At 67.3% G+C, this 26000-nt stretch carries 22 protein-coding genes; 13 read left to right on the plus strand and 9 right to left on the minus strand.

Annotated elements, in window-relative coordinates:
• The first annotated feature begins 135 nt into the window (after positions 1-135).
• The 3 genes from AC6RIC_RS16835 (at position 136) to AC6RIC_RS16845 (ending at position 2075) form a co-directional block, all read left to right on the plus strand.
• The gene (locus AC6RIC_RS16835) at positions 136-1050 is read left to right on the plus strand and encodes an AEC family transporter (RefSeq protein WP_499733184.1); all 915 of its coding nucleotides are present in this window, start codon (positions 136-138) and stop codon (positions 1048-1050) included.
• Positions 1051-1164: 114 nt separating this feature from the next.
• On the plus strand, positions 1165-1437 hold the full coding sequence (locus AC6RIC_RS16840) for a hypothetical protein (protein WP_454657342.1): 273 nt from the start codon (positions 1165-1167) through the stop codon (positions 1435-1437).
• Between the two features lie 161 nt (positions 1438-1598).
• Positions 1599-2075, plus strand: a complete 477-nt coding sequence (locus AC6RIC_RS16845; RefSeq protein ID WP_454657343.1) for a GNAT family N-acetyltransferase — start codon at positions 1599-1601, stop codon at positions 2073-2075.
• Positions 2076-2083: 8 nt separating this feature from the next.
• Here AC6RIC_RS16845 and dprA read toward each other — a convergent pair whose 3' ends face one another.
• From dprA to AC6RIC_RS16865, 4 genes are read right to left on the minus strand one after another with little or no spacing between them, the layout of a single operon-like run.
• Positions 2084-3301 (minus strand): DNA-processing protein DprA, encoded by a 1218-nt coding sequence (gene dprA, locus AC6RIC_RS16850; RefSeq protein WP_499733185.1) that lies wholly within the window; start codon positions 3299-3301, stop codon positions 2084-2086.
• A 7-nt stretch (positions 3302-3308) separates the two neighbouring features.
• Positions 3309-3932, minus strand: coding sequence for a glycerol-3-phosphate 1-O-acyltransferase PlsY (plsY, locus tag AC6RIC_RS16855; protein ID WP_499733186.1), 624 nt, complete (start codon positions 3930-3932; stop codon positions 3309-3311).
• Positions 3933-3965: 33 nt separating this feature from the next.
• The gene (gene pyrC, locus AC6RIC_RS16860) at positions 3966-5267 is read right to left on the minus strand and encodes a dihydroorotase (protein WP_454657346.1); all 1302 of its coding nucleotides are present in this window, start codon (positions 5265-5267) and stop codon (positions 3966-3968) included.
• Between the two features lie 17 nt (positions 5268-5284).
• Positions 5285-6229: an aspartate carbamoyltransferase catalytic subunit gene (locus AC6RIC_RS16865; RefSeq protein ID WP_454657347.1), complete on the minus strand. Its 945-nt coding sequence runs from the start codon at positions 6227-6229 to the stop codon at positions 5285-5287.
• A gap of 140 nt (positions 6230-6369) precedes the next feature.
• On the opposite strand from AC6RIC_RS16865, the gene AC6RIC_RS16870 reads away from it, so the two are divergent.
• The 3 genes from AC6RIC_RS16870 (at position 6370) to AC6RIC_RS16880 (ending at position 11228) form a co-directional block, all read left to right on the plus strand.
• The gene (locus AC6RIC_RS16870) at positions 6370-7494 is read left to right on the plus strand and encodes a serine hydrolase domain-containing protein (RefSeq protein ID WP_499733187.1); all 1125 of its coding nucleotides are present in this window, start codon (positions 6370-6372) and stop codon (positions 7492-7494) included.
• A gap of 362 nt (positions 7495-7856) precedes the next feature.
• The gene (topA, locus tag AC6RIC_RS16875) at positions 7857-10532 is read left to right on the plus strand and encodes a type I DNA topoisomerase (protein WP_499733188.1); all 2676 of its coding nucleotides are present in this window, start codon (positions 7857-7859) and stop codon (positions 10530-10532) included.
• A gap of 225 nt (positions 10533-10757) precedes the next feature.
• Positions 10758-11228: an aminoacyl-tRNA deacylase gene (locus AC6RIC_RS16880; protein ID WP_499733189.1), complete on the plus strand. Its 471-nt coding sequence runs from the start codon at positions 10758-10760 to the stop codon at positions 11226-11228.
• Positions 11229-11329: 101 nt separating this feature from the next.
• Here AC6RIC_RS16880 and AC6RIC_RS16885 read toward each other — a convergent pair whose 3' ends face one another.
• On the minus strand, positions 11330-12427 hold the full coding sequence (locus tag AC6RIC_RS16885) for a DUF2778 domain-containing protein (RefSeq protein WP_499733190.1): 1098 nt from the start codon (positions 12425-12427) through the stop codon (positions 11330-11332).
• A 461-nt stretch (positions 12428-12888) separates the two neighbouring features.
• Here AC6RIC_RS16885 and AC6RIC_RS16890 point away from each other — a divergent pair, with 461 nt between their 5' ends.
• Positions 12889-14151, plus strand: a complete 1263-nt coding sequence (locus AC6RIC_RS16890) for an MFS transporter (protein WP_454657352.1) — start codon at positions 12889-12891, stop codon at positions 14149-14151.
• 9 nt (positions 14152-14160) lie between these two features.
• Here the strand turns inward: AC6RIC_RS16890 and AC6RIC_RS16895 are convergent, their stop codons facing one another.
• Positions 14161-16485 (minus strand): bifunctional salicylyl-CoA 5-hydroxylase/oxidoreductase, encoded by a 2325-nt coding sequence (locus AC6RIC_RS16895; protein WP_499733191.1) that lies wholly within the window; start codon positions 16483-16485, stop codon positions 14161-14163.
• Positions 16486-16718: 233 nt separating this feature from the next.
• Between AC6RIC_RS16895 and AC6RIC_RS16900 the strand changes: the two genes are divergently transcribed.
• From AC6RIC_RS16900 to AC6RIC_RS16925, 6 genes are read left to right on the plus strand one after another with little or no spacing between them, the layout of a single operon-like run.
• Positions 16719-17480, plus strand: coding sequence for an SDR family NAD(P)-dependent oxidoreductase (locus AC6RIC_RS16900; RefSeq protein ID WP_454657354.1), 762 nt, complete (start codon positions 16719-16721; stop codon positions 17478-17480).
• A 1-nt stretch (position 17481) separates the two neighbouring features.
• On the plus strand, positions 17482-18018 hold the full coding sequence (locus AC6RIC_RS16905; RefSeq protein ID WP_499733192.1) for a MarR family winged helix-turn-helix transcriptional regulator: 537 nt from the start codon (positions 17482-17484) through the stop codon (positions 18016-18018).
• Positions 18018-18854, plus strand: a complete 837-nt coding sequence (locus AC6RIC_RS16910; RefSeq protein ID WP_499733193.1) for an enoyl-CoA hydratase family protein — start codon at positions 18018-18020, stop codon at positions 18852-18854. The genes AC6RIC_RS16905 and AC6RIC_RS16910 overlap by 1 nt, the downstream gene beginning before the upstream one ends.
• A gap of 1 nt (position 18855) precedes the next feature.
• The gene (locus tag AC6RIC_RS16915; RefSeq protein WP_499733194.1) at positions 18856-20100 is read left to right on the plus strand and encodes an acyl-CoA dehydrogenase family protein; all 1245 of its coding nucleotides are present in this window, start codon (positions 18856-18858) and stop codon (positions 20098-20100) included.
• Positions 20066-21706: a benzoate-CoA ligase family protein gene (locus AC6RIC_RS16920; RefSeq protein WP_499733195.1), complete on the plus strand. Its 1641-nt coding sequence runs from the start codon at positions 20066-20068 to the stop codon at positions 21704-21706. The genes AC6RIC_RS16915 and AC6RIC_RS16920 overlap by 35 nt, the downstream gene beginning before the upstream one ends.
• 47 nt (positions 21707-21753) lie before the next feature.
• Positions 21754-22161: a RidA family protein gene (locus tag AC6RIC_RS16925; protein WP_499733196.1), complete on the plus strand. Its 408-nt coding sequence runs from the start codon at positions 21754-21756 to the stop codon at positions 22159-22161.
• 191 nt (positions 22162-22352) lie between these two features.
• On the opposite strand, the gene AC6RIC_RS16930 is transcribed toward AC6RIC_RS16925, so the two are convergent.
• The 3 genes from AC6RIC_RS16930 to AC6RIC_RS16940 are packed head-to-tail and all read right to left on the minus strand — an operon-like array spanning position 22353 to position 25695.
• Entirely contained in the window at positions 22353-23987 is a 1635-nt protein-coding gene (locus AC6RIC_RS16930) for a sulfate adenylyltransferase subunit 1 (RefSeq protein ID WP_499733197.1), read from the minus strand.
• Complete coding sequence (gene cysD, locus AC6RIC_RS16935; protein WP_454657361.1) at positions 23987-24889, minus strand: sulfate adenylyltransferase subunit CysD; 903 nt, start codon at positions 24887-24889, stop codon at positions 23987-23989. The genes AC6RIC_RS16930 and cysD overlap by 1 nt, the downstream gene beginning before the upstream one ends.
• Entirely contained in the window at positions 24886-25695 is an 810-nt protein-coding gene (locus tag AC6RIC_RS16940) for a phosphoadenylyl-sulfate reductase (RefSeq protein ID WP_499733198.1), read from the minus strand. The genes cysD and AC6RIC_RS16940 overlap by 4 nt, the downstream gene beginning before the upstream one ends.
• Between the last annotated feature and the right edge of the window lie 305 nt (positions 25696-26000).

Below are 26000 nucleotides of genomic sequence, written 5' to 3' on the forward strand. Positions count from 1 at the left end.
GGGCATGACAGGGACAGGTCGGTTCGACAGTCAAAACGGCTACCCGTCGGTATTGTTCCCGACGGGCTCTCGCGACGGCCTCTTGCAACGGCCTCTCCCCCGCCCTCCTGCCCCGCCCTCGCCTCCGGCCCCTCCATGCTCGACAGCCTGATCGCCGTATTTCTCGTCATTGCTACGGGCTGGTTCCTGAAAGCGCGAGGCGTGGTCTCGCCGGCGCATTGGGTCGGCGTTGAACGCCTGACCTATCAGGTGCTCTTTCCGGCGGTGGTGATCCATACGCTGGCCATGGCCGACCTGCGCAGCATGCCGGTGCTCGGCATGGGCTCGAGCCTCGTCCTCGCCATTCTCAGCGTCGCCGCCCTGCTCCTGCTCGCCCGCCCGCTGCTGGCGCGCGCCGGCATCGACGGGCCGGCCTTCACCTCGATCTTCCAGGGCTCGGTGCGCTGGAACACCTTCGTCGGCCTTGCGCTGGCGGCCGGCCTGCAGGGACATACAGGCACGACGCTGATGGCGATCGCCGTCGCCTCGATGATCCCGCTGCTCAACGTAATGTGCGTGTTCGTGCTCGCCCGCTATGCCAGCGGCAAGCCGATGAGCCTCGGCGCGACGATCCGCTCGATCCTCTACAACCCGTTCATCTGGTCCTCGGCGGCCGGGCTGGCGCTCAACCAGCTCCAGTGGATGCTGCCCAGCGCCTTCACCGGCTATCTCGACGTGCTCGGCCGCGCCTCACTCGGCATCGGCCTGCTCGTGGTCGGCTCGGCGCTCGACCTCGGCAAGCTGGCCCGCCCCCGGCTGGCCCATGCCGTGGCGGTCGGCCTTAAGCTCGCGGTCCTGCCCGTGCTTGCCTGGCTGTATGCCGGCTGGTTCGGCGTCACCGGCCCTGCCCTCGCGATGACGGTGGTCGCAAGCGCCGTGCCGACCGCGACCGCCGCCTATTTCCTGGCGCGCGACCTGGGCGGCGACGCACCCCTCATGGCTGAAATCACGACCCTGCAGACGCTGCTTGCGCTAGCGACGCTTCCGGCCGCAGTTTTTCTGCTGGCCTAATATACTAAAGATTGAATTTCATTCACATTTGCAATCTATAATTGTATACCGATCCGGGAGTCGAAGCTCTGCCGGACGAGCTGGTCCCCGACTATGCGAGGGAAGCCATCCGCCATGAAGCAAAAAGCGTCCAAGCTGATCTCACTTGAAGCCATCGCAAGCGGGGGCACCGGCGACGACGTTCCCAATAGGCCGATGTCACCGCTGGAAGCCGCCTCTTTCATCGAGGGCATGGCGGCCGAACTCCGCGGCATCGCCAAGGCGGCGAAGCTCGACGGCCTCGGCTATTTTCTCGAGATGGCCCGCATCGAGGCCTCCAGCGAGGTGGCCCGCATCGCCGACGTGAACGACGCACCCGGCAAGCTTGGGGCAATAGACCGTGTCTAAGCATCACGACGTGGCTTTACTTGCAGCCCTGGCCGCCCTAGAGCGGCACACAAGGTAGAAGGAGATTTATGCGCAGAGGCCGGAACTGAACCCGCAGAGAGCGGAATTTTGCGGCGCCCAGGTGGCGCCTGTCTTTGCACATATCCATCTACGGACACATTATGAAAACCGAGAATACGACTATCCGCGCCTATGAGACGGCGGACGTCGAAGGCTTGTCGCGAATCTGGCTCGCGGCCTCAAGCGAAGTCCACGCATTCATCGGCGAAGACCGGCTGCGCGAGCAGCAAACCTTGGTCGAGACCGTCTATCTGCCCCGTGCCGAAACATGGGTCGCCATGCGCGACGGGGAGCAAGCCGGCTTCATCAGCCTGATGGAGGATTTCATCGGCGGGCTGTTCGTGTCCCCGCGCCATCAAGGCTACGGCATCGGGCGCCTGCTCGTCGCACATGCATTGGCGCTGAAGGGCCAGTTGCAACTTGAAGTCTATACCGCCAACGATCGAGCCTACGCCTTCTACCGCGCTCTCGGGTTCGAAGAGGTGTCGCGCAGGCCCAGCGATGATCAGGGGCTGCCGTTCGAGAACGCCCAAATGCTGCTGAAACCCGTCGCGGCAAGCTCGGCCGAGCCGCGCTAGCCCGGCGATCAGCGACGCAAACGCGTCAGCAAACCACCTGGATGGCGGGTGATCTCGCCATCCAGTTCCAGCTCCACCAGCGTCCGATTAACCGCGCCGGCGCCCTGCCCGCTCGCGCGCACCAGATCGTCGAGGGCGACCGGCGTAGCGCCGAGCAGATCCAGAACGACGCGCTTGAGCTGCAACCCGTCGGCGGTTTCGACTACTACTGAAGCCGGCGCCAGCGGGGCCGCATCCTCATCCTGCCCGGTGAAGTCCGGAGCCGGCAGCACCTCCGGAAGATCGAGCTCATCCCACATCGCCTCGCCGGCCGGGTCGCGTGGCTGCTCGCGCAGCAGCATCTGCGCCCCCGGCTCACGCTGCCGCAGAGGCTGCAAGGCCTCGATGACATGGGCGGCTTCGGCGCAAAGCGTCGCGCCCTCGCGAATGAGGTGGTTGCCGCCCTCGGCACGCGGGTCGAGCGGCGAGCCCGGCACGGCGAAGACCAGCCGGCCCTGCTCGTTGGCGAAGCGCGCGGTGATCAACGAGCCCGAGCGGCGCGCGGCCTCGATCACGACCGTGCCCAGCGACAGCCCTGAGACCAGGCGGTTGCGGCGGGGAAAGTCGCGGGCCCGCGCGACCCAGCCGAGCGGCATCTCACTGACGATCGCACCGCGCTCCAGGATGCGGCGGGCGAGCGGAATGTTCTGCGGCGGATAGATCTGGTCGATCCCTCCGGCGAGCACGGCGACCGTGCCGGTCTCCAGGCTCGCCTCATGGGCGGCGGTGTCGATGCCGCGCGCGAGGCCCGAAACCACGTTGAAATCCGCCTCGCCGAGTTCGCGGGCAAGTCGCGCGGTGAACTTCATTCCCGCCGCGGAGGCATTGCGCGACCCCACAAGCGCCACACCGGATCGTTGCAGCACCTCGGCGCGACCGAGCACAGCAAGCAGGGGCGGAGCCGAATCGATCGCCTGCAAGGGCACGGGATATCCGGCCTCGCCGAGCGCGATGAAGCGGCCGCCTTGCCGCGACAGGCCGCCGAGTTCGCGCTCAGCCTCCCCGGCCGGGCAGATGCGGATAGTGCGGCCGGCCTGCCGGGCGAGATCCGGCAGCGCATCGAGCGCCGCGGCCGCGCCGCCGAAACGGTTCATCAGGGAGCGGAAGCTGCGCGGGCCGATGCTCTCGCTGCGGATCAACCGCAACCAATCGAGACGCTGGCGATCGGAAAGGACGATCCCAGCCATGTCGCCGTCAGCCCTTCTGGCCGATCTTGCCTTCACGCCCGGCCAGCAGCCGGGCGATATTCTCGCGGTGCATGATCCAGAGCAGGACGGTGAGCCCGGCCATGATGAGCGCCGCCTTCGGCATCCCGGCCCAGAACCAGAGCAGCAGCGGCGTCAGGACGCTGGCGACCAGCGCCGCGAGCGAGGAATAGCGGAACAGATAGGCCATGCTCAGCCAGATCGCGGCGAAGACGAGCGCGATCGAGGCCTTCACGCCGATCAGCACGCCGAGATAGGTCGCGACGCCTTTGCCGCCCTTGAAGCGCAACCAGGCCGGGAAGAGATGGCCAAGGAAGGCGCCGACGCCCGCCGCCAGCGCAGCCTCCGGCCCGCCGAGGAAGCGCGCGCCGACGAGAACCGCGACCGTACCCTTCAGCATGTCGCCGACGAGGGTGGCCGCCGCGAGCTTCTTGTTGCCGGTGCGCAGGACGTTGGTCGCGCCGATATTGCCGGAGCCGATGCTGCGCAGGTCCGGCCCGCCGGCGAGCCTGGTCAGGATGATGCCGAAGGGGATCGAGCCGAAGAGATAGCCGACGACGAGGGCAACCAGCGTGGCGGGGCCGGAGAGGCCCCAGTTCAGAACATCCGTCATGCCGCCCCTTTTCCCCCGCGGTTCGCGGACAGCCTAGCCCGGCTCGGCTTCGTAAGCCACCCGGCCGCCGACGAAGGTCGCGGCGACGATGCCTTCAAGGCGCGCCTCGTCGAAAGGCGAGTTCTTGGCACGCGACTTGAGCTTGCGCTTGTCGACGACGAAGGGCGCCTCGGGATCGAAGAGCACGAGGTCGGCGGGCGCGCCGATGGCGAGCCTGCCGGCGGAAAGGCCGATCAGCGCGGCCGGCCGGGCCGAGAGCGCAGCGAGCAATTGCGGCAGGCCGATCTGCCCGGCCTGGACCAGGCGCTGGGCAGCCGAAAGCATGGTCTCGATGCCGAGCGCGCCATCCGCGCATTCGGAGAAGGGCTGGCGCTTGGTCTCGACGTCCTGCGGGTCGTGGTCGGAGACGACGACGTCGATCACGCCCTCGGCCAGCGCCGCGACCATGGCAAGGCGATCGTCCTCATGGCGCAGCGGCGGCGTGACCTTGCAGAAGGTGCGATACTCGCCGACATCGTTCTCGTTGAGGGTGAGATTGTTGATCGAGACGCCGCAGGTGACGCGCACGCCGTCCTGCTTGGCGCGACGCACGAGCTCGACCGATTCCGCGCAGGAGATCATCGCGGCGTGGTAGCGGGCACCACTGGCGCGGGCGAGGCGGATGTCGCGCTCCAGCATCACCGTCTCGGCTTCGATCGGAATGCCCGGCAGGCCCTTGCGGCTGGCGAATTCGCCGTCGTTCATCACGCCGGAGCCGCGCAGATCGGGATCCTCGACATGGTTCATGATCAGGGCGTCGAAATTGCGCGCATAGATCATGGCGCGGCGCATGACTTGCGGATTGCGAAGCCCCTTGGCGCCATCGCAGAAGGCGACCGCTCCGGCCTCCAGCAACAGGCCGAACTCGGTGATCTCCTTGCCTTCCAACCCCTTGGTCAGGGCGGCGCAGGAGAGGACGTTGACGACGGCCTTGTCGCGGGCGCGGCGCTTGACGAAATCGATGATCGCGGGGTCGTCGATCACCGGGTTGGTATCCGGGCGGCAGACGACCGTGGTGACGCCGCCGGCGGCGGCGGCGTGAGAGCCGGTGCCGAGCGTCTCGCGGAATTCGGCGCCGGGCTCGCCGAGGAAGGCGCGCAGATCGACGAGGCCCGGCGTCAGAACCTGCCCCTTCGCATCGATGCGGCGCACGCCCTCACCCGTCGCGGGCGCGCCTTGCCATTCAACCGCGGCGATCGCGCCGTCGCGGATGAGAACGGAGCCAGTGCCTTCGCGCCCGGTGGCCGGGTCGATCAGGCGCGCGTTGACGATTGCGATGTCCTGCGTGTCAGCCATGTTCGGTCTCTTTACGCTCAGACATTCGGCAGATGCTGGGCCAGCGCGTCGAGCACCGCCATGCGGACGGCGACGCCCATCTCGACCTGCTCGCGGATCAGCGACTGGGCACCGTCGGCGACGGCCGAGGAAATCTCGACGCCGCGATTCATCGGGCCGGGATGCATCACCAGCGCGTCAGCTTGAGCCCGCGCCAGCTTCTCCTGATCGAGCCCGTAATAGCGGAAATACTCCTTCGCCGACGGCACGAAGGCGCCGTTCATGCGCTCGAGCTGAAGGCGCAGCATCATGACGATGTCGGCGCCCTCCAGGCCCTTGTTCATGTCGGTGAAGACCTCGACGCCCATGCGCTCGATGCCGGGCGGCAGCAGCGTCGTCGGCGCGATCAGGCGAACCTTCGCGCCGAGCGCATTGAGCAGAATGATGTTGGAGCGGGCGACGCGCGAATGCAGGATGTCGCCGCAGATCGCCACCGTCAGGCCCTGGATGCGGCCCTTGTTGCGACGGATCGTCAGCGCGTCGAGCAGGGCTTGCGTCGGATGCTCATGGGCGCCGTCGCCGGCATTGATCACCGAGCAGCCGACCTTGCGGGCGAGCAGGTTGACCGCGCCCGCCGCGTGATGGCGCACGACGATGATGTCGGGGCGCATCGCGCTGAGCGTCGCGGCGGTATCGATCAGCGTCTCGCCCTTCTTCACCGAAGAGAAGGCGACGGACATGTTCATCACATCGGCGCCGAGGCGCTTTCCGGCGAGCTCGAAGGAGGCCTGCGTCCGCGTCGAGGGCTCGAAGAACAGGTTGATCTGGGTGCGGCCGCGCAGGGCCGTCGTCTTCTTCTCGACCTGGCGGGAGAGGGAGACATAGTCCTCCGCCCTGTCCAATAGCGCTTCGATGTCCAGATGGGACAACCCCTCGATCCCGAGGAGATGGCGGTGCGGATAGAGCGGTGCTGGCGATGTCATTTGAAGCAGGCTGTTTAGGCGCGAGTCGGGCGCGGCGCAAGCGCGTCCCGACAGGGAGGGCACATGTCCTGTGGGTCGTGGAGCTTTTGCCGAAACGGCGCTACCAATCGGGTTTTCCGCCGCTCGTTGAGGATGCCGCCTTGTCCAGCCCGACCGATGCCTTCGTCCCCGCCCCCAATGGGGCCCTCTGGCAGACGATCGCGCCCGCCAAGGCCGGCTTCGACCCGGGCAGGCTGAAGGCGGCGGTCGATTTCGCCCGAGAACAGGAGAGCCCCTGGCCGCGCAGCCTGTATTACCCGGACGGCAGCTATGTCGGGAATGTCGAGTGGAACGAGCGCGGCCCCTGGACCGAGATCGTCGGCCCGGTGCGCGAGCGCGGCGGCCCGGCCGGCCTGATCCTGAAGGGCGGGCGCATCGTCGCCGAATGGGGCGACACCGCCCGCACCGACATGACCTTCTCGATCGCGAAGAGCTACCTCTCGGTGCTCGCCGGCATCGCGTTCGACGATGGGCTGATCAAGGATGTGGACGAGGCGGTGGGCGCGACGGTCGCCAGCCCAATCTTCTCCGGCGCGCATAACGGCCAGATCACCTGGCGCCACCTGCTGCAGCAATCGAGCGAATGGCAGGGCGAGATCTTCGGCAAGTCCGACCAGGTCGACCACAATCGCCAGATCGGCCCAGGCGCCGACAACAGCCGCAAGGGCCAGCGCCGCGAGCTCAAGACGCCCGGCAGCTTCTACGAGTACAACGACGTGCGCGTGAACGTTCTCTCCTACGCACTGCTCGAGCGCTTCCGCCGGCCGCTGCCTGAGGTTCTGCGCGAGCGGGTCATGGACCCGATCGGCGCCTCGCCGGACTGGCGCTGGGAGGGCTACTCTTCCTCCTTCACGGAGGTTGACGGGCGCTCGATCCAGTCGGTGCCGGGCGGCGGCCATTGGGGCGGCGGGTTGTTCATCGGCGCGCGCGACCATGCCCGCTTCGGCCTGCTGATCGGCCGCGAGGGCGACTGGGGCGGCCGGCAGATCCTGTCGCGCGACTGGGTCAGGCGCATGCTGACGCCCTCGCCCACCCTGACGAATTACGGCTATCTCTGGTGGCTGGCGGCGCGTCCGGGCGTGCCGGCTGCGTCCTTCTCGGCGCTCGGCGCCGGCAGCAACGTGATCTGGGTCGATCCCGAGCAGGATGTCGTCGCGGTGCTGCGCTGGATCAACGGCGCCCAGACCGATGGCTTCATCGACCGACTGGTGGCGGCGCGAGCCTGAGGGCCCCGCCCTCCCCGTCATGCTCGCCTCTGTGGCGAGCATCCACGTCTTGAATGCAATCAGTCATCGATGAAGACGTGGATGGTCGGGACAAGCCCGACCATGACGAAAACGGGCAGCCCCTTGGCGGTGGTGCGGAGCGATCGCTTCTTCGCTTGCAAAGCCTGCGATCGTCCCCATGTCTCACCGCTGCATCAGCGGGCCGGCGATCGTCGTCACCACCCATTCGGGGTTTGACACGGCGGGCGCGCTGAACCACCTTCGCGCGCAAATCCGAACCGCAGCGGTCTTGCGGGTCGCGGGACCGCCCTTCAGGGCCGGCTCCGCGCTCTGATCAAGGCTGTCATCGAGACACGAAAATCATGAAGCTCCTCGTCGTCGAGTCGCCGGCCAAGGCCAAGACGATCAACAAGTACCTGGGCTCCGACTACGAGGTCATCGCCTCGTTCGGGCATATCCGCGACCTGCCGGCCAAGGACGGCTCGGTCGAGCCAGACAACGACTTCTCCATGAAATGGGAGATCGAGGGCCGCGGCGCCAAGCAGGTCGCCGAGATCGCGCGCGCCGTGAAGGGCGCCGAGAAGCTGATCCTCGCCACCGACCCGGATCGCGAGGGCGAGGCCATCTCCTGGCATGTGCTGGAGGCGCTGAACCAGAAGAAGGTGCTCAAGGGCATTCCCGTCGAGCGCGTCACCTTCAACGCCGTGACCAAGGACGCCGTGCAGAAGGCGCTGGCCAATCCCCGCGCGATCGACCAGGCGCTGGTCGATGCCTATCTGGCCCGCCGGGCGCTCGACTATCTCGTCGGCTTCACGCTGTCGCCGGTGCTGTGGCGCAAGCTGCCGGGCGCCCGCTCGGCCGGCCGCGTGCAGTCGGTGGCGCTGCGCCTCGTCTGCGACCGCGAGCGCGAGATCGAGGCCTTCCGGGCCCGCGAATACTGGTCTCTGGTCGCGACGCTCGCGACCGCGTCCGGCCAGACCTTCGAGGCCCGCCTCGTCGGCGCCGACGGCAAGAAGATCGCCCGGCTCGATATCGGCAACGAGGAAGAGGCCAAAGCCTTCAAGGCGGCGCTGGAAACTGCGCTCTTCACCGTCAGCGAGGTCGAGGCCAAGCCGGTCAAGCGCCATCCGCAGCCGCCCTTCCAGACCTCGACGCTGCAGCAGGAGGCTTCGCGCAAACTGGGCCTGGCTCCGGCGCGGACGATGCAGCTCGCGCAGCGCCTCTATGAGGGCGTCGATATCGGCGGCGAGACTGTCGGCCTCATCACCTATATGCGTACCGACGGCGTCGACATGGACAGCTCGGCCATTGCGGCGGCGCGCAGCGTTATCGGCAAGGAGTTCGGCGCGAAATACGTCCCGAACGCGCCGCGCAAGTACATGGTCAAGGCCAAGAACGCGCAGGAGGCCCACGAGGCCATCCGCCCGACCGATCTCGGCCGCCTGCCGGCGATGGTCGCGCGCCAGCTCGAGCCGGAGCAGGCCAAGCTCTATGAGCTGATCTGGAAGCGCACCATCGCGAGCCAGATGGAATCGGCCGAGATGGAGCGCACCACAGTCGACATCGCGGCCAAGGTCGGCGCCCGCAATCTAGACCTGCGCGCCTCCGGCCAGGTCGTGCTCTTCGACGGCTTCCTGACGCTCTACCAGGAAAGCCGCGACGACGAGGAAGACGAGGACTCGAAGAAGCTGCCGGCGATGAAGGCCGCCGACAAGCTGGAAAAGCGCGCCATCGCCGCCGACCAGCATTTCACCGAGCCGCCGCCGCGCTTCTCGGAAGCGAGCCTCGTCAAGCGCATGGAAGAGCTCGGCATCGGCCGGCCGTCGACCTATGCCGCGACGCTCTCGACCCTGCGCGACCGCGAATATGTCCGCATCGAGAAGAAGCGCCTCGTGCCCGAGGACAAGGGCATGCTGGTGACGTCGTTCCTGGAGAGCTTCTTCAAGCGCTATGTCGAGTTCGACTTCACCGCAAATCTCGAGGAGAAGCTCGACCGCGTCTCCAATGCCGAGATCGACTGGAAGGCTTTGCTGCGCGAGTTCTGGGAGGAATTCCAGGCCTCGATCGGCGAGACCAAGGACCTGCGCGTCGGCGACGTGCTGGAGGCGCTCAACGGCATCCTCGGCGAGTATATCTTCCCGCAGAAGGCCGATGGTTCCGACCCGCGGGTGTGCCCGACCTGCGGCAACGGCCAGCTTTCGCTGAAGCTCGGCAAGTTCGGCGCCTTCGTCGGCTGCTCGAACTACCCGGAATGCCGCTATACGCGCCCGCTCTCCGTCCCTGCCGCCGATGGCGAGGCCAGCACTGAGGGCGGCCAGGGCGCGCCGGGCGTGCGCATCCTCGGCACGGACCCGGTGACCAATCTCGAAGTCACGCTGCGCGACGGCCGCTTCGGCCCCTATATCCAGCTCGGCGAGGGCGAGAAGCCGAAGCGCTCCAGCCTGCCCAAGGGCATGAGCCCGGCAAGCGTCACGCTGGAGAAGGCGCTGGCCCTGCTCTCGCTGCCGCGCGAAGTGGCGCGGCATCCCGAGAGCGGCGAGCCGATCCTCGTCGGCATCGGGCGCTTCGGGCCTTATGTCCAGCACGGCAAGGTCTACGCCAATATCGACAAGGACGACGACGTGCTCGAACTCGGCGCCAACCGCGCCATCGACCTGATCGTCGCCAAGGAGAGCGGCGGCGGGCGCGGCGGCAGGGCAGCGACGCCGGGCCGGGCGCTCGGCGACCATCCCGCCGGTGGCGCCCTGGAGGTCAAGGCCGGCAAGTACGGCCCTTATGTCGCCTGGGGCAAGATCTTCGCGACATTGCCCAAGACGATGACGGCCGAGAGCGTCACCCTCGAACAGGCGATCGAGCTGGCCAACGCCAAGGCCGAAGCGAAGGGCGGCAAGGGCAAGCCGAAGGCCGCCGCTGGTGCAGCCAAGGCTAAGGCACCGGCGAAGAAGGCTCCCGCGAAAAAGGCCGCCACCAAGAAGGCGACGGGAGAAGTGGCCGAAAAGGCACCGGCCAAGAGCAGGGCCAAGGCGGCGAGCGGCTGATCCGACAAGGGGCTGCCCCGCCTCGATCTGCCCCGGAACAAGCTCCGCTCTGCCCCGGGAGTGACGCAAACCAGCATGCAGCGTCTCGCATGAGATGCCCGGATCCAGCCCGGGCATGGCGGCGCTTGGCGGCCCAGCCCCGCCCCGCTCCGCCGTTGACTTCGCCAGCGATGGGAGGAGGATATCTGCTCTGATGCGTCACCGTGCAAGAGAGGGGCGCCTATCATGACCATCGCAAAGAAGCTCCAAAGCTACATCGACGGCCAGGGCATCGCCTATGACACCGTCGCCCACCATCGAACGGCCACCAGCAGCCAGGCGGCGCAGGCGGCCCATATTCCCGGCAGCAAGCTGGCCAAATCCGTCGTCGTCCATCACGAGACCGGCTATGTTCTCGCCGTCGTGCCGAGCACGCACCGGATCGAGCTTTCGCGCCTGCAGGCCATGATGGAGAAGCGGCTCGGCCTCGCCTCCGAGGACGAAATCGGCTCGCTGTTCTCCGATTGCGACATCGGCGCCGTACCGCCGGTCGGATCGGCCTATGACGTGCCGGTGATCCTCGACAAAAGCTTGGGCGACGCCAAGGAAGTCTATTTCGAAGGCGGCGACCACCGGACCTTGGTGCATGTCAGCGGTGCCGACTTCCGCAGCCTGATGAAGGATGCGCGGGTCGAAAGCTTCAGCCACCCGTCATAGGGCTTTGATCCATCGCCGGCGCAGCGGGAAACGGACGCTCTCCGGGGTGCAGCATGGCGAAAACCCGGACCTCGGGCGGCAGCAGGCGCGCCGACCGCAGGTCAGGCGTTTCCGGCGACCACCACGATGCGCTTGACCTCACCGCGCAGGAAGGCCTGCAGGAAGCGGTCATAGTCCTTGAACGAGATGCAGCCGTTCGAGTCGCCGCGCGGTCCGAGCAGATAGGTATGGGCGAGCAGGCCGGTGCGGCCATGGATGGCGCCACTGCCGCCGATCGGGTTCAGGCGGATGGCGCGCACGCCGTGGAAAAGCGCCTCGCGCTCGGTCAGCGTGTAGGTATGCGGCGGGGTGACGCCCTTCATGCGGACATGGGCATAGCGGACATCGTCCATCATCTCGCCGAAGCCGGAATGGGCCTCCAGCCGCTCACCATTGGGCATGTAGACCATCTTGGCGGCGATATCGTAGATCGCCGTGCCGGCCTCGGCGGTGCGCGTCGGCGTTCCGACCGAGGGGCTCAAGCGAGTGATGCGGCCGCGGTCGATGATGTCGTCCTGCGGCGCGGCATAGGCGAGCGCGGCCCCCGCCGGCGCAGCCTGCTTCTGCACGCCGAAGAGCTTCTCGAAGAAATTGCGGTTGTCTTCCGGCGTCGGCGCGGATGCGGCGGCCGTGCGGTTGCGGCGCGGCGTCGTCGGCTGCGCGACGCGCGGCTGGAGCTGCTGCGGCTGCTGGGGGTCTGCCTTCGGCAGCAGGTCGAGCGGACGCGGCACGGGCATGGGCGCGGCCTTCTCCGCCAGCGTGACCGGCGGCTGCGGCGGCAGCGGCAAGGCGGGCTCGGTGGGAGCGGCAGCCGCGATGGCGGAGGATGACGGCGTCTGACCGGCCAGCTGGAAGGCGGAACGGGCGGGAGCGCCCTGCGTGAAAGTCGAGCCCTTGCCATCCGACAAGCCGGGATTCAGCAGGCCGCTATAGGCCGGTGCCTGCTGCGCGACGCGGACGGCGGATGCCTTGCGGGCATTCGCGGACGACGGGTTGTTGGCATCCGGCCCCGGAGCGCCCTGCCCCAGCATCCAGAAGCCGGACATCGCACCACCGCTGAGCGCGAGTGCGAGCAAAAACCCCTTCAGGAAAGGCCGGCGGCGGCGGCGAGGCCGCACATAGGGCGCGCCACCTTCCCGGACATAGGTCGCATAGGTCATCCGCCGCACTCTCGATACGCTTACGCCACGCCCGGCGGCCGCAGGCACAGCGTTGCCGCACGCGCCCCGACAAAGCCGGGCGCAATGCACGTCGCGGTGTGACAGAGCATGCCGGGAGAACTCAAACTTCGTTCCGTATCGATAAGGCGCTGCCTTGGTTAATCGCCGGTGAACCGCATCGATAAATTTTCGCGATTCGCGCGCGGCGGAGCAGGCTTCGGCGCGGAGATGCATGACCATCGAAAGACGGCGCGATCGAGCCCGGAGGATGGAGGAAAAAAGACGAGGATTTTTCGTGGGCTGCCCCGATTGGCCCATCTTTTCCGGCAAGGCTGCAATCTCAGCCCATTTTTCCCAAACCGGCCTTCGAATCGGATATGTCGCAAGCATCGCAACCGCAGGAGTTGCAGCCGCCGGAGTCGCAGGATTCCAACGCGCCTGCGCCGGAGGCCGGGACCGCCGTGAGCCAGCCAGCCGAGCCGAGGACCAGTTCCGTCGCAGCGCTCGGCGCGATCGTCAGCGGCGCGCTGATCCTGCAGATCGCCTCGACCATCGTGAACACGGTGGTGCCGCTGAAGATGGCGCTGGAGCAGAAGGCGCCGCTGCTGATCGGCCTCGTCGGCTCGGCCTATTCCGTCGGCTTCCTCGCCGGCTGCTTCGTGATACCGGCGTTCATCCGCCGCGTCGGGCATATCCGCGCCTTCGCAGTCTTCGCCGCCCTGCAGGCGGTCTTCACCATCAGCTTCGCGCTGACGCCGCTCGATATCTGGGGCATCTCGCGGCTCGGCATGGGTTTTGCCGGCGCCGGGCACGCGATCTGCATCGAGAGCTGGATCAGCGGCCAGGCCAAGGCCGGCCAGCGCGGGCGGCTGTTCGGCTTCTACCAGATCCTCAACCGCCTGGCGCTGATCGGCTCGCAGATCGGCGTCGGCTACGTCTCGCTGCAGTCACACGACATCTTCCTGCTGGCGAGCGCGACCTTCTCCATCGCGCTGATCCCGGTCGGCATGACCCGCGCCAAGGGGCCGGAATCGGGCGAGGTCGTTTCGGTCCGCCTCAACACGATGTGGCAATATGCGCCAGCCTCCGTGATCGGCTGCCTCTATGTCGGCCTGATGGGTGGCGCGCTGACCAATATCGCACCGGCCTATGGCATCCTGATCGGCCTCGACCAGGCCTGGGCGATCCTGCTCACCGCCGGCATCCAGATCGGCGCGCTCGTGCTGCAATGGCCGCTCGGGCTCCTGGCGGACCGCGTCGACAGCCGCAAGATCATGCTGAGCGCCACCGGCTCGGTCGTACTCTGCTCGCTGGCGCTCGGAGCGGTGCTCTGGTTCTCCGTTCCCCATACGCGCTTCTGGCTGTTCGGGCTGTTCGCCCTGATCGGCGCCGGCGCGATGCCGATCTACACCGTCGCCGTCGCGCATGCCTATTTCCGGCTCGGCCGCGAACGCGCGCTCGGCCTCTCCGCTCAGTTGCTGTTCCTCTGGGCGGTGGGCTCCGCGATCGGCCCGCTGGTTGCTGCCGCCTTCATGCAGGCCGCGGGGCCGAACGGGCTCCTGGCCTATCTCGGCCTGCTCTCGGCGGCCGCGGCGGCCTATCTCGCCTTCCGGCTGCGGCGCAACCCGCCCTCGGCCAACCCGTTCGGCGAGCGCAAGCCGATGGCGCCGACCATCCCCGACGTCTCGCCTTCGGGACGCCGGAGCGAGGCCGAAGGGAATTAGGCGGCGGCCTTATTTCGCGACCGCGTGGCGGCTCGGCTTGGCCTTGAGTTTGAGCTCTTCCAGATCCTGCCGTTCGCGCGGCGTGTTGCGCATGAGCTGGTCCTTGCCGGGCCCGTACTGCACCGGCTGATCGGTATCGACGCCGTACCAGGCGGCGGCACGCAGCACGAAGGACGGGTCGGCCAGATGCGGGCGCCCGAGCGCCACGAGATCGGCACGGCCGGCGGCGACGATGGTGTTGACCTGATCGGCGGAGGTGATGTTGCCGACGCACATGGTCGCGACCTCGGCCTCGTTGCGGATGCGGTCCGAGAACGGCGTCTGGAACATGCGGCCATAGACAGGGCGCGATTCCCGTGCGGTCTGGCCGGTCGAGACGTCGACGAGGTCGCAACCCTCGGCCGCGAAAGCCTCGGCGATCGCGACGGAATCCGCCGCTGAGAGACCGCCTTCGACCCAGTCGGTCGCGGAGATGCGCACCGACATCGGCTTCTCGCGCGGCCAGGCCTCGCGCAGTGCCCGGAACACTTCCAGCGGATAGCGCAGACGGTTCTCGACCGGGCCGCCGTACTCGTCCGTGCGCTTGTTGGTCAGCGGCGAGAGGAAGCTGGCGAGCAGATAGCCATGGGCGCAGTGCAGCTCCAGCATGTCGAAGCCGGCGCGCTCGCCACGCTCGGCGGCGGCGACGAACTCGGCCTTGACCCGGTCCATCTCGGCGCGGGTCATCTCGCGCGGCACCTGGCTTTCCGGATAATAGGGCAGCGGCGAAGCCGAGACGATCGGCCAGGCGCCTTCCGGCAGAGGCCGGTCCATGCCCTCCCACATCAACCTGGTCGCGCCCTTTCGCCCGGCATGCCCGAGCTGGAGGCAGATCTTCGCGGCGGAATTCGCGTGAACGAAAGCCGTGATCCGCTTCCAGGCTGCCTCCTGCTCGTCATTCCACAAACCGGTGCAGCCGGGGGTGATGCGGGCGTCCGGCGCGACGCAGGTCATTTCGGTGAAGATCAGGCCGGGGCCGCCGATGGCGCGCGAGCCGTAATGCATCAGATGCCAGTCGCCCGGCAGGCCGTTATCAGCCGAATACTGGCACATCGGCGAGAGCGTCATGCGGTTCTCGACCCGCATCTCGCGCAGCTTGAAGGGCTGGAAGGCCGGCGGGACGGGCGAGCCGTCCTTGCGCCGTTTCGCGAGATCCCCGAGCCCATCGGCGACGAGCCTGTCGACCGCTGTCACCATTTCCGGCGCGCGCAGGGCCAGGTTGTCATAGGTAATCGCCTTGGAGCGGGTCATCAGGCCGAAGGCGAAGCGCAGGGGTTCGAAATCCCAGAATCGCTTCAGTTCCTCGAACCAGACCAGCGAGACATCGGCCGCATGCTGGGTCTTCTCGACCTCCTCGCGGCGCTGCGTCTCGAACAGCTTTAGGCCGGCGGCGACATCGAGCTTCGCCTGCCCCATCGCCTTGTGCAGCGCAATGGCGTCCTCCATCGCGAGCTTGGTGCCGGAACCGATCGAGAAATGCGCCGTCGCCTTGGCGTCGCCGATCAACACGACATTCTCGACCACCCAATGGCGGCAGCGGATCATCGGGAAATTGCGCCAGAGCGAGCGATTGGTGATGAGTTTGTGGCCTTCGAGTTCCTCGGCGAAGACGCCTTCGAGAAAGGCGGCCGACTGCGCCTCGTCCATCGCGCCGAGCCCCGCCTTCGCGAAGGTCTCGGGGTCGGTCTCCAGCACCCAGGTCGAGCGGCCGGCCTCGTACTGGTAGCAATGGGCGATGAAGACGCCGTGCTCCGTCTCCTTGAAGAAGAAGGTGAAGGCGTCGAAGGGGCGGGTCGAGCCCATCCAGGTGAAATGGTTCGGGCGCAGGTCGGTCTGCGGCTGGAAGCGCTCGCGCCAGTTCTCGCGGATGCGGCTATTGATGCCGTCGGCGCCGACGACGAGATCGTAATCGCGCTTCAGGGTCTCGGCATCGGCGACCTCGCTGCCGAAATGCAGGTTGACGCCGAGCTCGCGCGCCCTCGCCTGCACCAGCATCAGCAGCGAGCGGCGCGAGCAGCCGCAGAAGCCGTTGCCGGGCACGCGGTAGCTGTCGCCCTTGAAGTGGATTTCGATATCGTCCCAGTAGGCGAAATTATCGCGGATCGCGGCATAGCTCTGCGCATCCGCCGCCCTGAAGGTGTCGAGCGTCTGGTCAGAGAAGACCACGCCGAAGCCGAAGGTGTCGTCCGGCTGGTTGCGCTCGAAGACGTCGACCGTCAGCTCCGGCCAGTCCCGCTTCATCAGGAGCGCGAAATAGAGCCCCGCCGGCCCTCCGCCCACGACCGCGATACGCATCGACGCCTCCATCCGGGAGCCGGCCGACCCGGCTTGAGGAATTATTTTAAGCCTGAAATATTTTCGAACTCAAGAGGCTTTTGCGACCTCTCCGGCGGTCACACGTGCGTCGCATACGGCAAAACGCATTGCCAGCATGGCATTTTGCACTGCGAGATGGCGCCATTTCCCGTTCCCTGTCAGCCCGCTTGCAAATTCCTTCAGACTTAAAATATATTTGCCGCGGAGGTCGAATGGCCATGACACTGCAGGGACAGCGTGCACTGGTAACAGGTGGCGGACGCGGAATCGGCCGGGCCATTGCCGCCGCACTGACGCAGGCCGGAGCCAAGGTCAGCATCCTCGGACGCGACGAGGCGACCTTGAAGGAGGCCGTCGCCAACGGGGCCGCGGCCGATTGGGCGGCCTGCGATGTGCGCGACGAAGCCTCGGTCTCCGCGGCGCTCGACCGGCTCTCCCGCCAGCATGCCTTCGATATCGCCATCGCCAATGCGGGGGCGGTCGAGACCGGCCCGTTCATGCGCAGCGACAGCGAGCGCTTCCGCCGCATGCTCGACATCAACCTGATCGGCACGGTGAACCTGTTCCACGCCACGTTGCCGGCGATGCTGGAGCGCCGTCGCGGGCGGTTGATTGCCATCGCCTCAACCGCCGGGCATCGCGGCTACCCCTATGTCAGCGCCTATACGGCGGCGAAGCATGCCGTGGTCGGGCTGGTGAAATCGCTGGCGCTGGAGACGGCGCGCTCCGGCGTCACTGTGAACGCCGTCTGCCCGGGCTATGCCGACACGGACATGGCGACCGCCAGCATCGACAATGTCGCGACCAAGACCGGCAAGAGCCGCGAGGAGGCACTTGCGGCCATGATCAAGGACAATCCGCAGGGACGGCTGATCGCACCGGAAGAAGTCGCGGCCGCCGTGCTCTATCTCTGCGGACCGGGCAGCGATGCCGTCACCGGCCAGTCGCTGCTCGTCAATGGCGGGGAGTTCTGAGATGGAAACACCTCCCTCTTCGCTCATCCTCGACCGCGAGACCAAGGCCAGCGAGCGCCCCGGCGACCACAAGGACGAATTGCGCCTGTGGTTGAGGATGCTGACCTGCTCGACCCTGATCGAGACCGAGATCCGCAATCGCCTGCGCGAGGAATTCAAGACAACGCTGCCGCGCTTCGACCTGATGGCGCAGCTCGACAAGAGCGTGGTCGGCATGACCGTGGGCGAGGTGTCGCAGCGCCTGATGGTCTCGAACGGCAATGTCACCGCCGTCGTCGCCGGGCTCGTGACCGACGGGCTCGTCGACAAGCGCTCCGCCCCGCAGGACCGGCGTGTGCAGATCCTCACCCTGACGGCACAGGGCCGCAAGGTCTTCCGCGCCATGGCCGAGCGCCATGAGGACTGGATCGCCGAGTTGTTCGCCGGGCTCGACCAGCCCGCCATCGCGCAGCTCTTCAGGCTGCTCGGAGAGACCAAGAGCTCGCTGCATCGCGCCATCGCGGGGCGGGCCGGCGAAGCCGCCAAGGGAGATGCCTGATGGCCCTGACCGCCAATGCCACGACCCTGCCGCTCGCCGGCTTCAAGCCGGAGCATTTCGCCCTCTCGGTTTCCGGCAAGGTCGCGACGGTGACGCTGAACCGGCCTGAGAAAAAGAATCCGCTGACCTTCGCAAGCTATCGCGAACTCACGGATTTCTTCCTCGCCGCGCAGAAGGAAGAGGACGTCAAGGCGATCGTCGTCACCGGCGCCGGCGGCAATTTCTCCTCGGGCGGCGATGTCTTCGAGATCATCGGTCCGCTGGTCGCGATGGAGACCAAGGACCTGCTCAAGTTCACCCGGATGACCGGCGAACTGGTCAAGGCGATGCGGGCCTGCCCGCAGCCGATCATCGCCGCGATCGACGGCGTCTGCGCCGGCGCGGGCGCCATCGTCGCGATGGCCTCCGATCTCCGTCTCGGCACGGCCGGAGCCAAGATTGCCTTCCTGTTCAACCGCGTCGGGCTGGCCGGCTGCGACATGGGCGCCTGCGCGATGCTGCCGCGCATCATCGGCCAGGGCCGCGCCGCCGAGCTGCTCTATACCGGCCGTGTGCTCAAAGGCGAGGAAGCCGAACGCTGGGGCTTCCTCAACCGGCTCTGCGCGCCGGAGGCCGTTTTGATCGAGGCGCAGACGCTTGCTGCCGAACTCGCCGATGGCCCGACCTTCGCCAATGCCATGACCAAGCGCATGCTTGAAATGGAATGGGCGATGTCGGTCGAGAGCGCGATCGAGGCGGAAGCCGTGGCGCAGGCGCTCTGCATGCAGACAGAGGATTTTTCCCGCGCCTACCACGCCTTCGCCAACAAGCAGAAGCCGGTCTTCGAGGGCAACTGAGATGGGCAGCGCTTCCCCCCTCGGCCTCGACATCCTCGGCGATACGCTGGACTGGCCGTTCTTCGGGGAGAGCCACCGTGCCTTTGCCACGGAGCTCTCCGGCTGGGCCGATTCCTATCTGGCGGACCTGCCGCATACGCAAGTCGACGAGGCCTGCCGGGCGCGCGTCGCGGCGCTCGGCGCGGCGGGATTCCTGAAGGCGGCCGTGCCTGCTGCCTATGGCGGGCTCTCCGACAAGCTCGATGTCCGCACGCTCTGCCTCGCCCGCGAGATTTTGGCCGCGCATGACGGGCTCGCCGATTTCGCCTTCGCCATGCAGGGGCTCGGCACCGGCTCGATCTCGATCGCCGGCTCCGAGACGATGAAGCAGCGCATCCTGCCCGATGTCGCGGCCGGCAAACGCATCGCCGCCTTCGCCCTCTCCGAGAAGGAAGCCGGCTCGGACGTCGCCGCCATGGCGACGACCGCGACGCCGGACGGCCATACCCATGTCCGCATCGACGGCGAGAAGAGCTGGATCTCGAATGGCGGCATCGCCGACCATTACGTCGTCTTCGTTCGCACGGGCGAGGCGCCCGGCGCGCGCGGGCTCTCCGCATTCCTGGTCGAGGCCGATACGCCCGGACTGACCATCGCCGAACGTATCGAGGTGATTGCGCCGCATCCACTGGCGACCCTGCGCTTCGAGGGCTGCCGCGTGCCGCTCGAAAACCGCATCGGCGGGCCCGGCGACGGCTTCAAGGTCGCGATGGCGACGCTCGACATCTTCCGCTCGACAGTCGGCGCCGCCGCGCTCGGCTTCGCGAGGCGGGCGCTGCACGAGACGCTGGCGCACGCCAATGGCCGCAAGCTCTTCGGCGGCACGCTCGGCGACCTCCAGCTCTCGCAGGCGGCCATCGCCGACAGCGCCGCCGAGGTCGATGCCGCCGCCCTGCTCGTCTATCGCGCCGCCTGGACCAAGGACCGTGGCGCGGCGCGCGTCACCCGCGAAGCGGCGCTGGCGAAACTCATCGCGACCGAGAACGCCCAGCGCGTGATCGACCGGGCCGTCCAGATCCATGGCGGTCTCGGCGTCACCAAGGGCGTCAAGGTGGAGGAACTCTACAGGGAGATCAGGGCGCTGCGCATCTACGAGGGCGCAAGCGAGGTCCAGAAGGTCGTGATCGCGCGCGACCTGCTCAAGACACATGCCGGAAAGGCAGGGGAACGGAATGACAGCAACCGGGTTCGCGAGATCGGGACATGAAGACAGCTTCGCGCGGGACAACCTGCCGCCGCGCGAAAGCTGGCCCGATCTGAGACTGAAAGAAGCAGGGCTGGCCTATCCCGAGCGGCTGAACTGCGTCGTGGAATTGCTCGACCGGCACATCGCCGAGGGGCGCGGCGGACGCACGGCGGTGATCGCCAACGATCTGCACTGGAGCTATGCCGATCTTGCCGAGCAGGTGAACCGCATCGCCAATGTGCTGACCCGCGATCTCGGCGTGGTCAGCGGCAACCGCGTGCTGCTGCGCGCCGGCAACACGCCGATGATGGTCGCCGCCTATCTCGCGGTGATCAAGGCCGGCGGCGTCGCCGTCGCGACCATGCCGATGCTGCGGGCGGGCGAGCTCGCCTATCCCCTGCGCAAGGCCAGGATCGCGCTCGCGCTCTGCGACCACCGCCTCACCGCCGAGTTGGAGAGCGCCAGGGCGCAAGTGCCGGAACTTGCCCGCATCGTCGCCTTCGGCAGCGACGGCAGCGAGCTGGAAGCACTGATGGCGCAGCCGGGCTACGAGCATTTCGAAGCGGCCGACACGGCCCGCGACGATGTCTGCCTGATCGCCTTCACCTCCGGCACCACCGGCGAGCCCAAGGGCACGATGCATTTCCACCAGGACATGCTGGCGATCTGCGACTGCTATGGCGCGCGCGTGCTGAAGGCCTCGCCGGACGATCGCTTCACCGGCTCGCCGCCGCTCGCCTTCACCTTCGGGCTCGGCGGGCTCGTGCTCTTCCCGATGCGGATCGGCGCGGCGATGGTGCTGCCCGAGAAGGCCGGCCCGGCCGATCTGATCGACGCGGTCGAGCGGCACAAGGTCAGCGTCGTCTTCACCGCACCGACCGCCTATCGCGCCATGCTCGACAAGCTCGACGGGCGCGACATTTCCTCGCTCAGGATCTGCGTCTCGGCCGGCGAGGCGCTGCCCAAGGCGACTTTCGACGCCTGGCAGGCGCGGACCGGCATGAAACTGCTCGACGGCATCGGCGCGACCGAGATGCTGCATATCTTCATCGGCGCGCCGCGCGAGGCGATCCGGCCGGGTTCGACCGGGATTCCGGTGCCGGGCTACGAGGCGAAGATCGTCGATGCCGAAGGGCGCGACGTGCCCGACGGCACACCCGGGCGTCTCGCCGTGCGCGGTCCCACCGGCTGCCGCTATCTCGCCGACCCGCGGCAGGCGGTCTATGTCCTCGACGGCTGGAACATCACCGGCGACACCTATCTGCGCGATACGGACGGCTATTTCTGGTACCAGGCCCGTTCCGACGACATGATCGTCTCGGCTGGCTACAACATCGCCGGGCCCGAGGTCGAAGCCTGCCTGCTGACCCATGAGGCGGTAGCGGAGTGCGGCGTGGTCGGCGCGCCCTGCCCCGAGCGCGGGCAGATCGTGAAGGCCTATGTCGTGCTGCGCGAGGGCGTCACCGGCGACGCCGCGCTGGCCAAGGCGCTGCAGGAGCATGTGAAGGCCGGCATCGCGCCTTACAAATATCCGCGCGCCATCGAATTCGTCCCGGTCCTGCCGAAGACGGCGACCGGCAAGCTGCAACGCTTCGCCTTGCGCCAGATGGCGCAAGCCAAGACCTGATTTTCCGTCCAACAGAGCCCGAACGGCCGAAACCGAGGCGACACACCATGTCCGAACTCCCGCAATCCCGCGCCATCCTGCCCGAAGGCTGGCCGCAGCCGCGTGGCTACGCCAACGGCATGGTGGCGGAAGGCCGCGTGCTGGTGACCGGCGGGCTCGTCGGCTGGGATGCCGAGGGCGTCTTCGCTGAGGGATTCATCGGCCAGCTGCGCCAGACCTTCCTCAATATCAGGGCGGTGGTCGAGGCCGGTGGCGGGCGCGTCGAGGATATCGTGCGGCTGACCTGGTACGTCACGGATATCGCGACCTATCGCGCCAGCCTCAAGGATATGGGCCCGGCCTATCGCGAGGTGTTCGGCCGGCATTTCCCGGCGATGGCCGTGGTCGCGGTGACGGCGCTGGTCGAGCCGGAGGCGCTGCTGGAGATCGAGGCGACGGCGGTGGTCGCGCGGTAGCGTGCAAGTTGCCGAGATAAAGCCGGAGCCTCGGTTGTCATTCCGGGGCTTCGCGGAGCGAAGAACCCGGAACCCACGACCGGGTGAACCGCCGGCAGCCGAGCGTTGAATGTCTCACCCAGTCATGGGTTCCGGGTTCACGCCTGCGGCGTGCCCCGGAATGACAAAAGGGGAAGAAAGACCCGCCGTCGTCAGATCCCCGCGCCGTCCTGCAAGGTCCCGGCCGGCGCCTTGCGCCAGAGCCGCATATGCAGTGCCCGCAGGCCCGGCCGAAGCAGGATGTCGCCGAAGGCCAGCGCCAGGGACGCCGCCGCATTGGCCGTCAAGGCGAAAGCCGCTGCGAACAGTCCGGCCGTGCTCAGCACGCGCCAGCTCACGCCGGCAAGCCAGACCCTGCGATCCGGCGTGCCCGACCGGCCGACGATGCGGATGACGCCACGCTGCGCCCGCGCCAGCGCCCCGCCCTCGCCAACCGCACGCTGGGCATCATTCTCTCCCGGCTCGACGAAGCCGAAGGCCACCGTCTCGTTGCTGATGCGATCGATCAGGATGAAACCGCCGAGTTCGTGGCTGCGGACATAGGGCAGCGAGACCAGGGGACGATCGAGGCGCAGCGTCACCAGACCGATGCCGTTCATGCCCAGGCTCTGCGCCGGCAGCGCCTGGAAGCCCTCGATATCGATGCTGTGATGCAGCGTCTCGACCGTGGCATTGGCGCTCTGCGTCGCGAGCTTCACCAGGAACTGGCCACCTTCGAGCATGGCGCGCTCGCCGGTCCAGAGCAGCCGCGCCTTGAGGCCACGGCTCACCGGCAATGCCGCGCCGACCGCTGCGATGACATCGCCGCGCGAGATGTCGATATCGTCTTCCAGCGTCACCGTCGCGGCCTGGCCGGCGGCGATCTGGCTGGCTTCGCCGGCAGCACCGATCAATCGCGCGATGCGGCTGGAGCGACCGGAGGGCAGCGCCACGACGGGATCGCCGACGCGGGCGCGGCCGGCGACGGGCGTGCCGGCATAACCACGGAAATCGAGGTCGGGCCGGTTGACCCATTGCACCGGCAGGACGAAGCCCTCATCGGCCGGCGCGGCGCGCGCGATCGCGACGCTTTCGAGATAGGGCAGCAGCGCCGGGCCGTCATACCAGGGCATCAGCGCCGACGGGCGCATGACGTTCTCGCCGTCGCGGGCAGAAACTGGGATGAAACGGATCGAGGCGAAGCCGAGGTTTTGCACCGCCGCGCGATAATCATTCGCGATCCGCTCGAAAATGTCCGCGTCATAGCCGACGAGATCCATCTTGTTGATGGCGACCACGACATGGCGCACGCCGACCAGCGAGACGATGAAGGAGTGGCGCCGCGTCTGCGGCAGCAGGCCCTTGCGCGCGTCGACCAGGATGATGGCGAGATCGGCGGTGGAGGCGCCGGTCGCCATGTTGCGGGTGTATTGCTCGTGGCCGGGCGTGTCGGCGACGATGAAGCTGCGCGTCTGCGTCGCGAAATAGCGATAGGCGACATCGATGGTGATGCCCTGCTCGCGCTCGGCCGACAGACCGTCGACCAGAAGCGCGAAATCGGGCGCCTCGCCTTGCGTGCCGAACTTGCGGGAATCGCTGTCGAGGGCGCTGAGCTGGTCGTCGAAGACCGCACCGGCCTCGTAGAGCATGCGGCCGATCAGGGTCGACTTGCCGTCGTCGACCGAGCCGCAAGTGATAAAGCGCAGCAGCGAATGCTGGCCGGCTTCGCTGGTGGCGGGCGCATCATTGGCCGGAAGCGGTGCCTGCGCCGGTTTCGGTGCCTTCTTTTTGGCGAGCGCGAAGCCCATCAGAAATAGCCTTCCTGCTTTTTCTGTTCCATCGAGCCGGAGCCGTCATGGTCGATGACGCGGCCCTGCCGCTCGGAGGATCGGGAGGAGCGCATCTCGGCGATGATGTCGGAGAGGTTCGCCGCCTCGCTCTCGACCGCGCCGGTCAACGGATAGCAGCCCAGCGTGCGGAAGCGGACCATGCGGGTTTCGACGGCCTCGCCGGGCCGCAATTCCATGCGCTCGTCGTCGCGCATGATCCAGGCGCCACCACGCTGCACGACGGGGCGCGGCGCCGCGAAATAGAGCGGCACGACCGGGATGTTCTCCAGCGCGATGTAGTCCCAGACGTCGCGCTCGGTCCAGTTCGAGAGCGGAAACACACGGAAGCTCTCGCCGCGATGCTTGCGGGTGTTGAAGAGCTGCCAGGGCTCCGGGCGCTGGTTCTTCGGGTCCCAGCGATGCTCGGGCGAGCGCAGCGAGAAGACCCGCTCCTTGGCCCGACTCTTCTCCTCGTCGCGGCGCGCGCCACCGAAGGCCGCATCGAACTTGTGGAGGTCGAGCGCCTGCTTCAGCCCTTGCGTCTTCATCACATCGGTATGGACGCGCGAGCCGGAGGCGAAGGGATTGATGCCGGCCTCGACGCCCTCGCGGTTGATATGGACGATCAGGTCGAGCCCGAGCCGCTTCGCGGTTTCGTCGCGGAAGGCGATCATCTCGCGGAACTTCCAGGTCGTGTCGACATGGAGCAGCGGAAACGGCGGCCTGGCCGGGTAGAACGCCTTCATCGCGAGATGCAGCAGGACGGCGGAATCCTTGCCGATCGAATAGAGCAGAACCGGCTTGTCGCAGGTCGCCGCGACCTCGCGGATGATGAAGATCGCTTCCGCCTCGAGCTTCTGGAGATGGCTGAGCTGGATCATTGGCGCACCTCCGTGGCCGAGCGCGCGGCGCGCGCCAGCTTGCCGTCCTGCCCGACATGCAGGCCGCATTCCTTGGCCGCGTCGTCCTCCCACCACCAGCGCCCGGCCCGCTCGGGCTCGCCGGGGCGAATGGCGCGGGTGCAGGGCTGGCAACCGATCGAGACGAAACCCTGCCCGTGCAGCGGGTTGAGCGGCACGGCGTTCTCCTTCGCGAAGGCGAGCGCGCGCTCACGCGTCCAATCGATCAACGGGCTCGCCTTGACGAGGCCGCGGGCCGCATCGGCCTCCGCCAGCTTTACCCCGCCGCGAGCCGCCGACTGGTCGGCGCGCAGGCCGGTCAGCCAGATATCGGCGCCGGCGAGTGCACGGCCGAGCGGCTCGACCTTGCGGATATCACAGCAGGATTTGCGGGCATCGCGCGAGGCATAGAAGCCGTTGATGCCGTTCTGGCGAACATGAAGCTCGAGCGTGTCATGACGCGGGTAGTAGGGACGGATCATGATGCCGTAGCGCTCCTCGGTCTCCTGCCAGAGAGCGTAGACCTCGGGAAAGAGTCGGCCGGTATCGAGCGTCGCAAAGGTGACCGGCAGCTTCGCCGTCGCGATGAAATGGGTGAGGACCTGATCTTCGAGGCCGAAGGAGGTGGTGAAGACCACGCGCCCGTTCGCTTCCGCGATAATGCCGGCGAGACGCCCGGCAACATCCGCCTTGCCGAACGCCGCATCGAGCGCGGCTGCGCGATGCGCCAGCAGCGCCTCTGCCGGCGTGGTCGCGGTGGGTTCGTCCGAGCCGAAGCCATTCGCCATGGTCGTGGCCGCCTGTTCGGTAAATCGAACGACCCACTTATACCCATGGCAACAAAGGTTCAATTTACAGTAGGTAGCGTGTTTTTTCTTATTTCACTTCCGTTGGAGAAGTTTGTTTTGGCGGACGTTTCCGACGACGCCTCGAGCGATGCTCCGCCCTTGCCTCCTCCTCGCCGTCATCCCGGACAAGCGACGAAGTCGCGCCGATCCGGGATCCATTCCGGAGCCTATCGAATAGAGGCTCCGGAATGGATCCCGGGTCTCCCTTCGGTCGCCCGGGATGACCCGCATGGAGATGGCTAAGA

Source organism: Allobosea sp. TBD101, assembly GCF_059817965.1.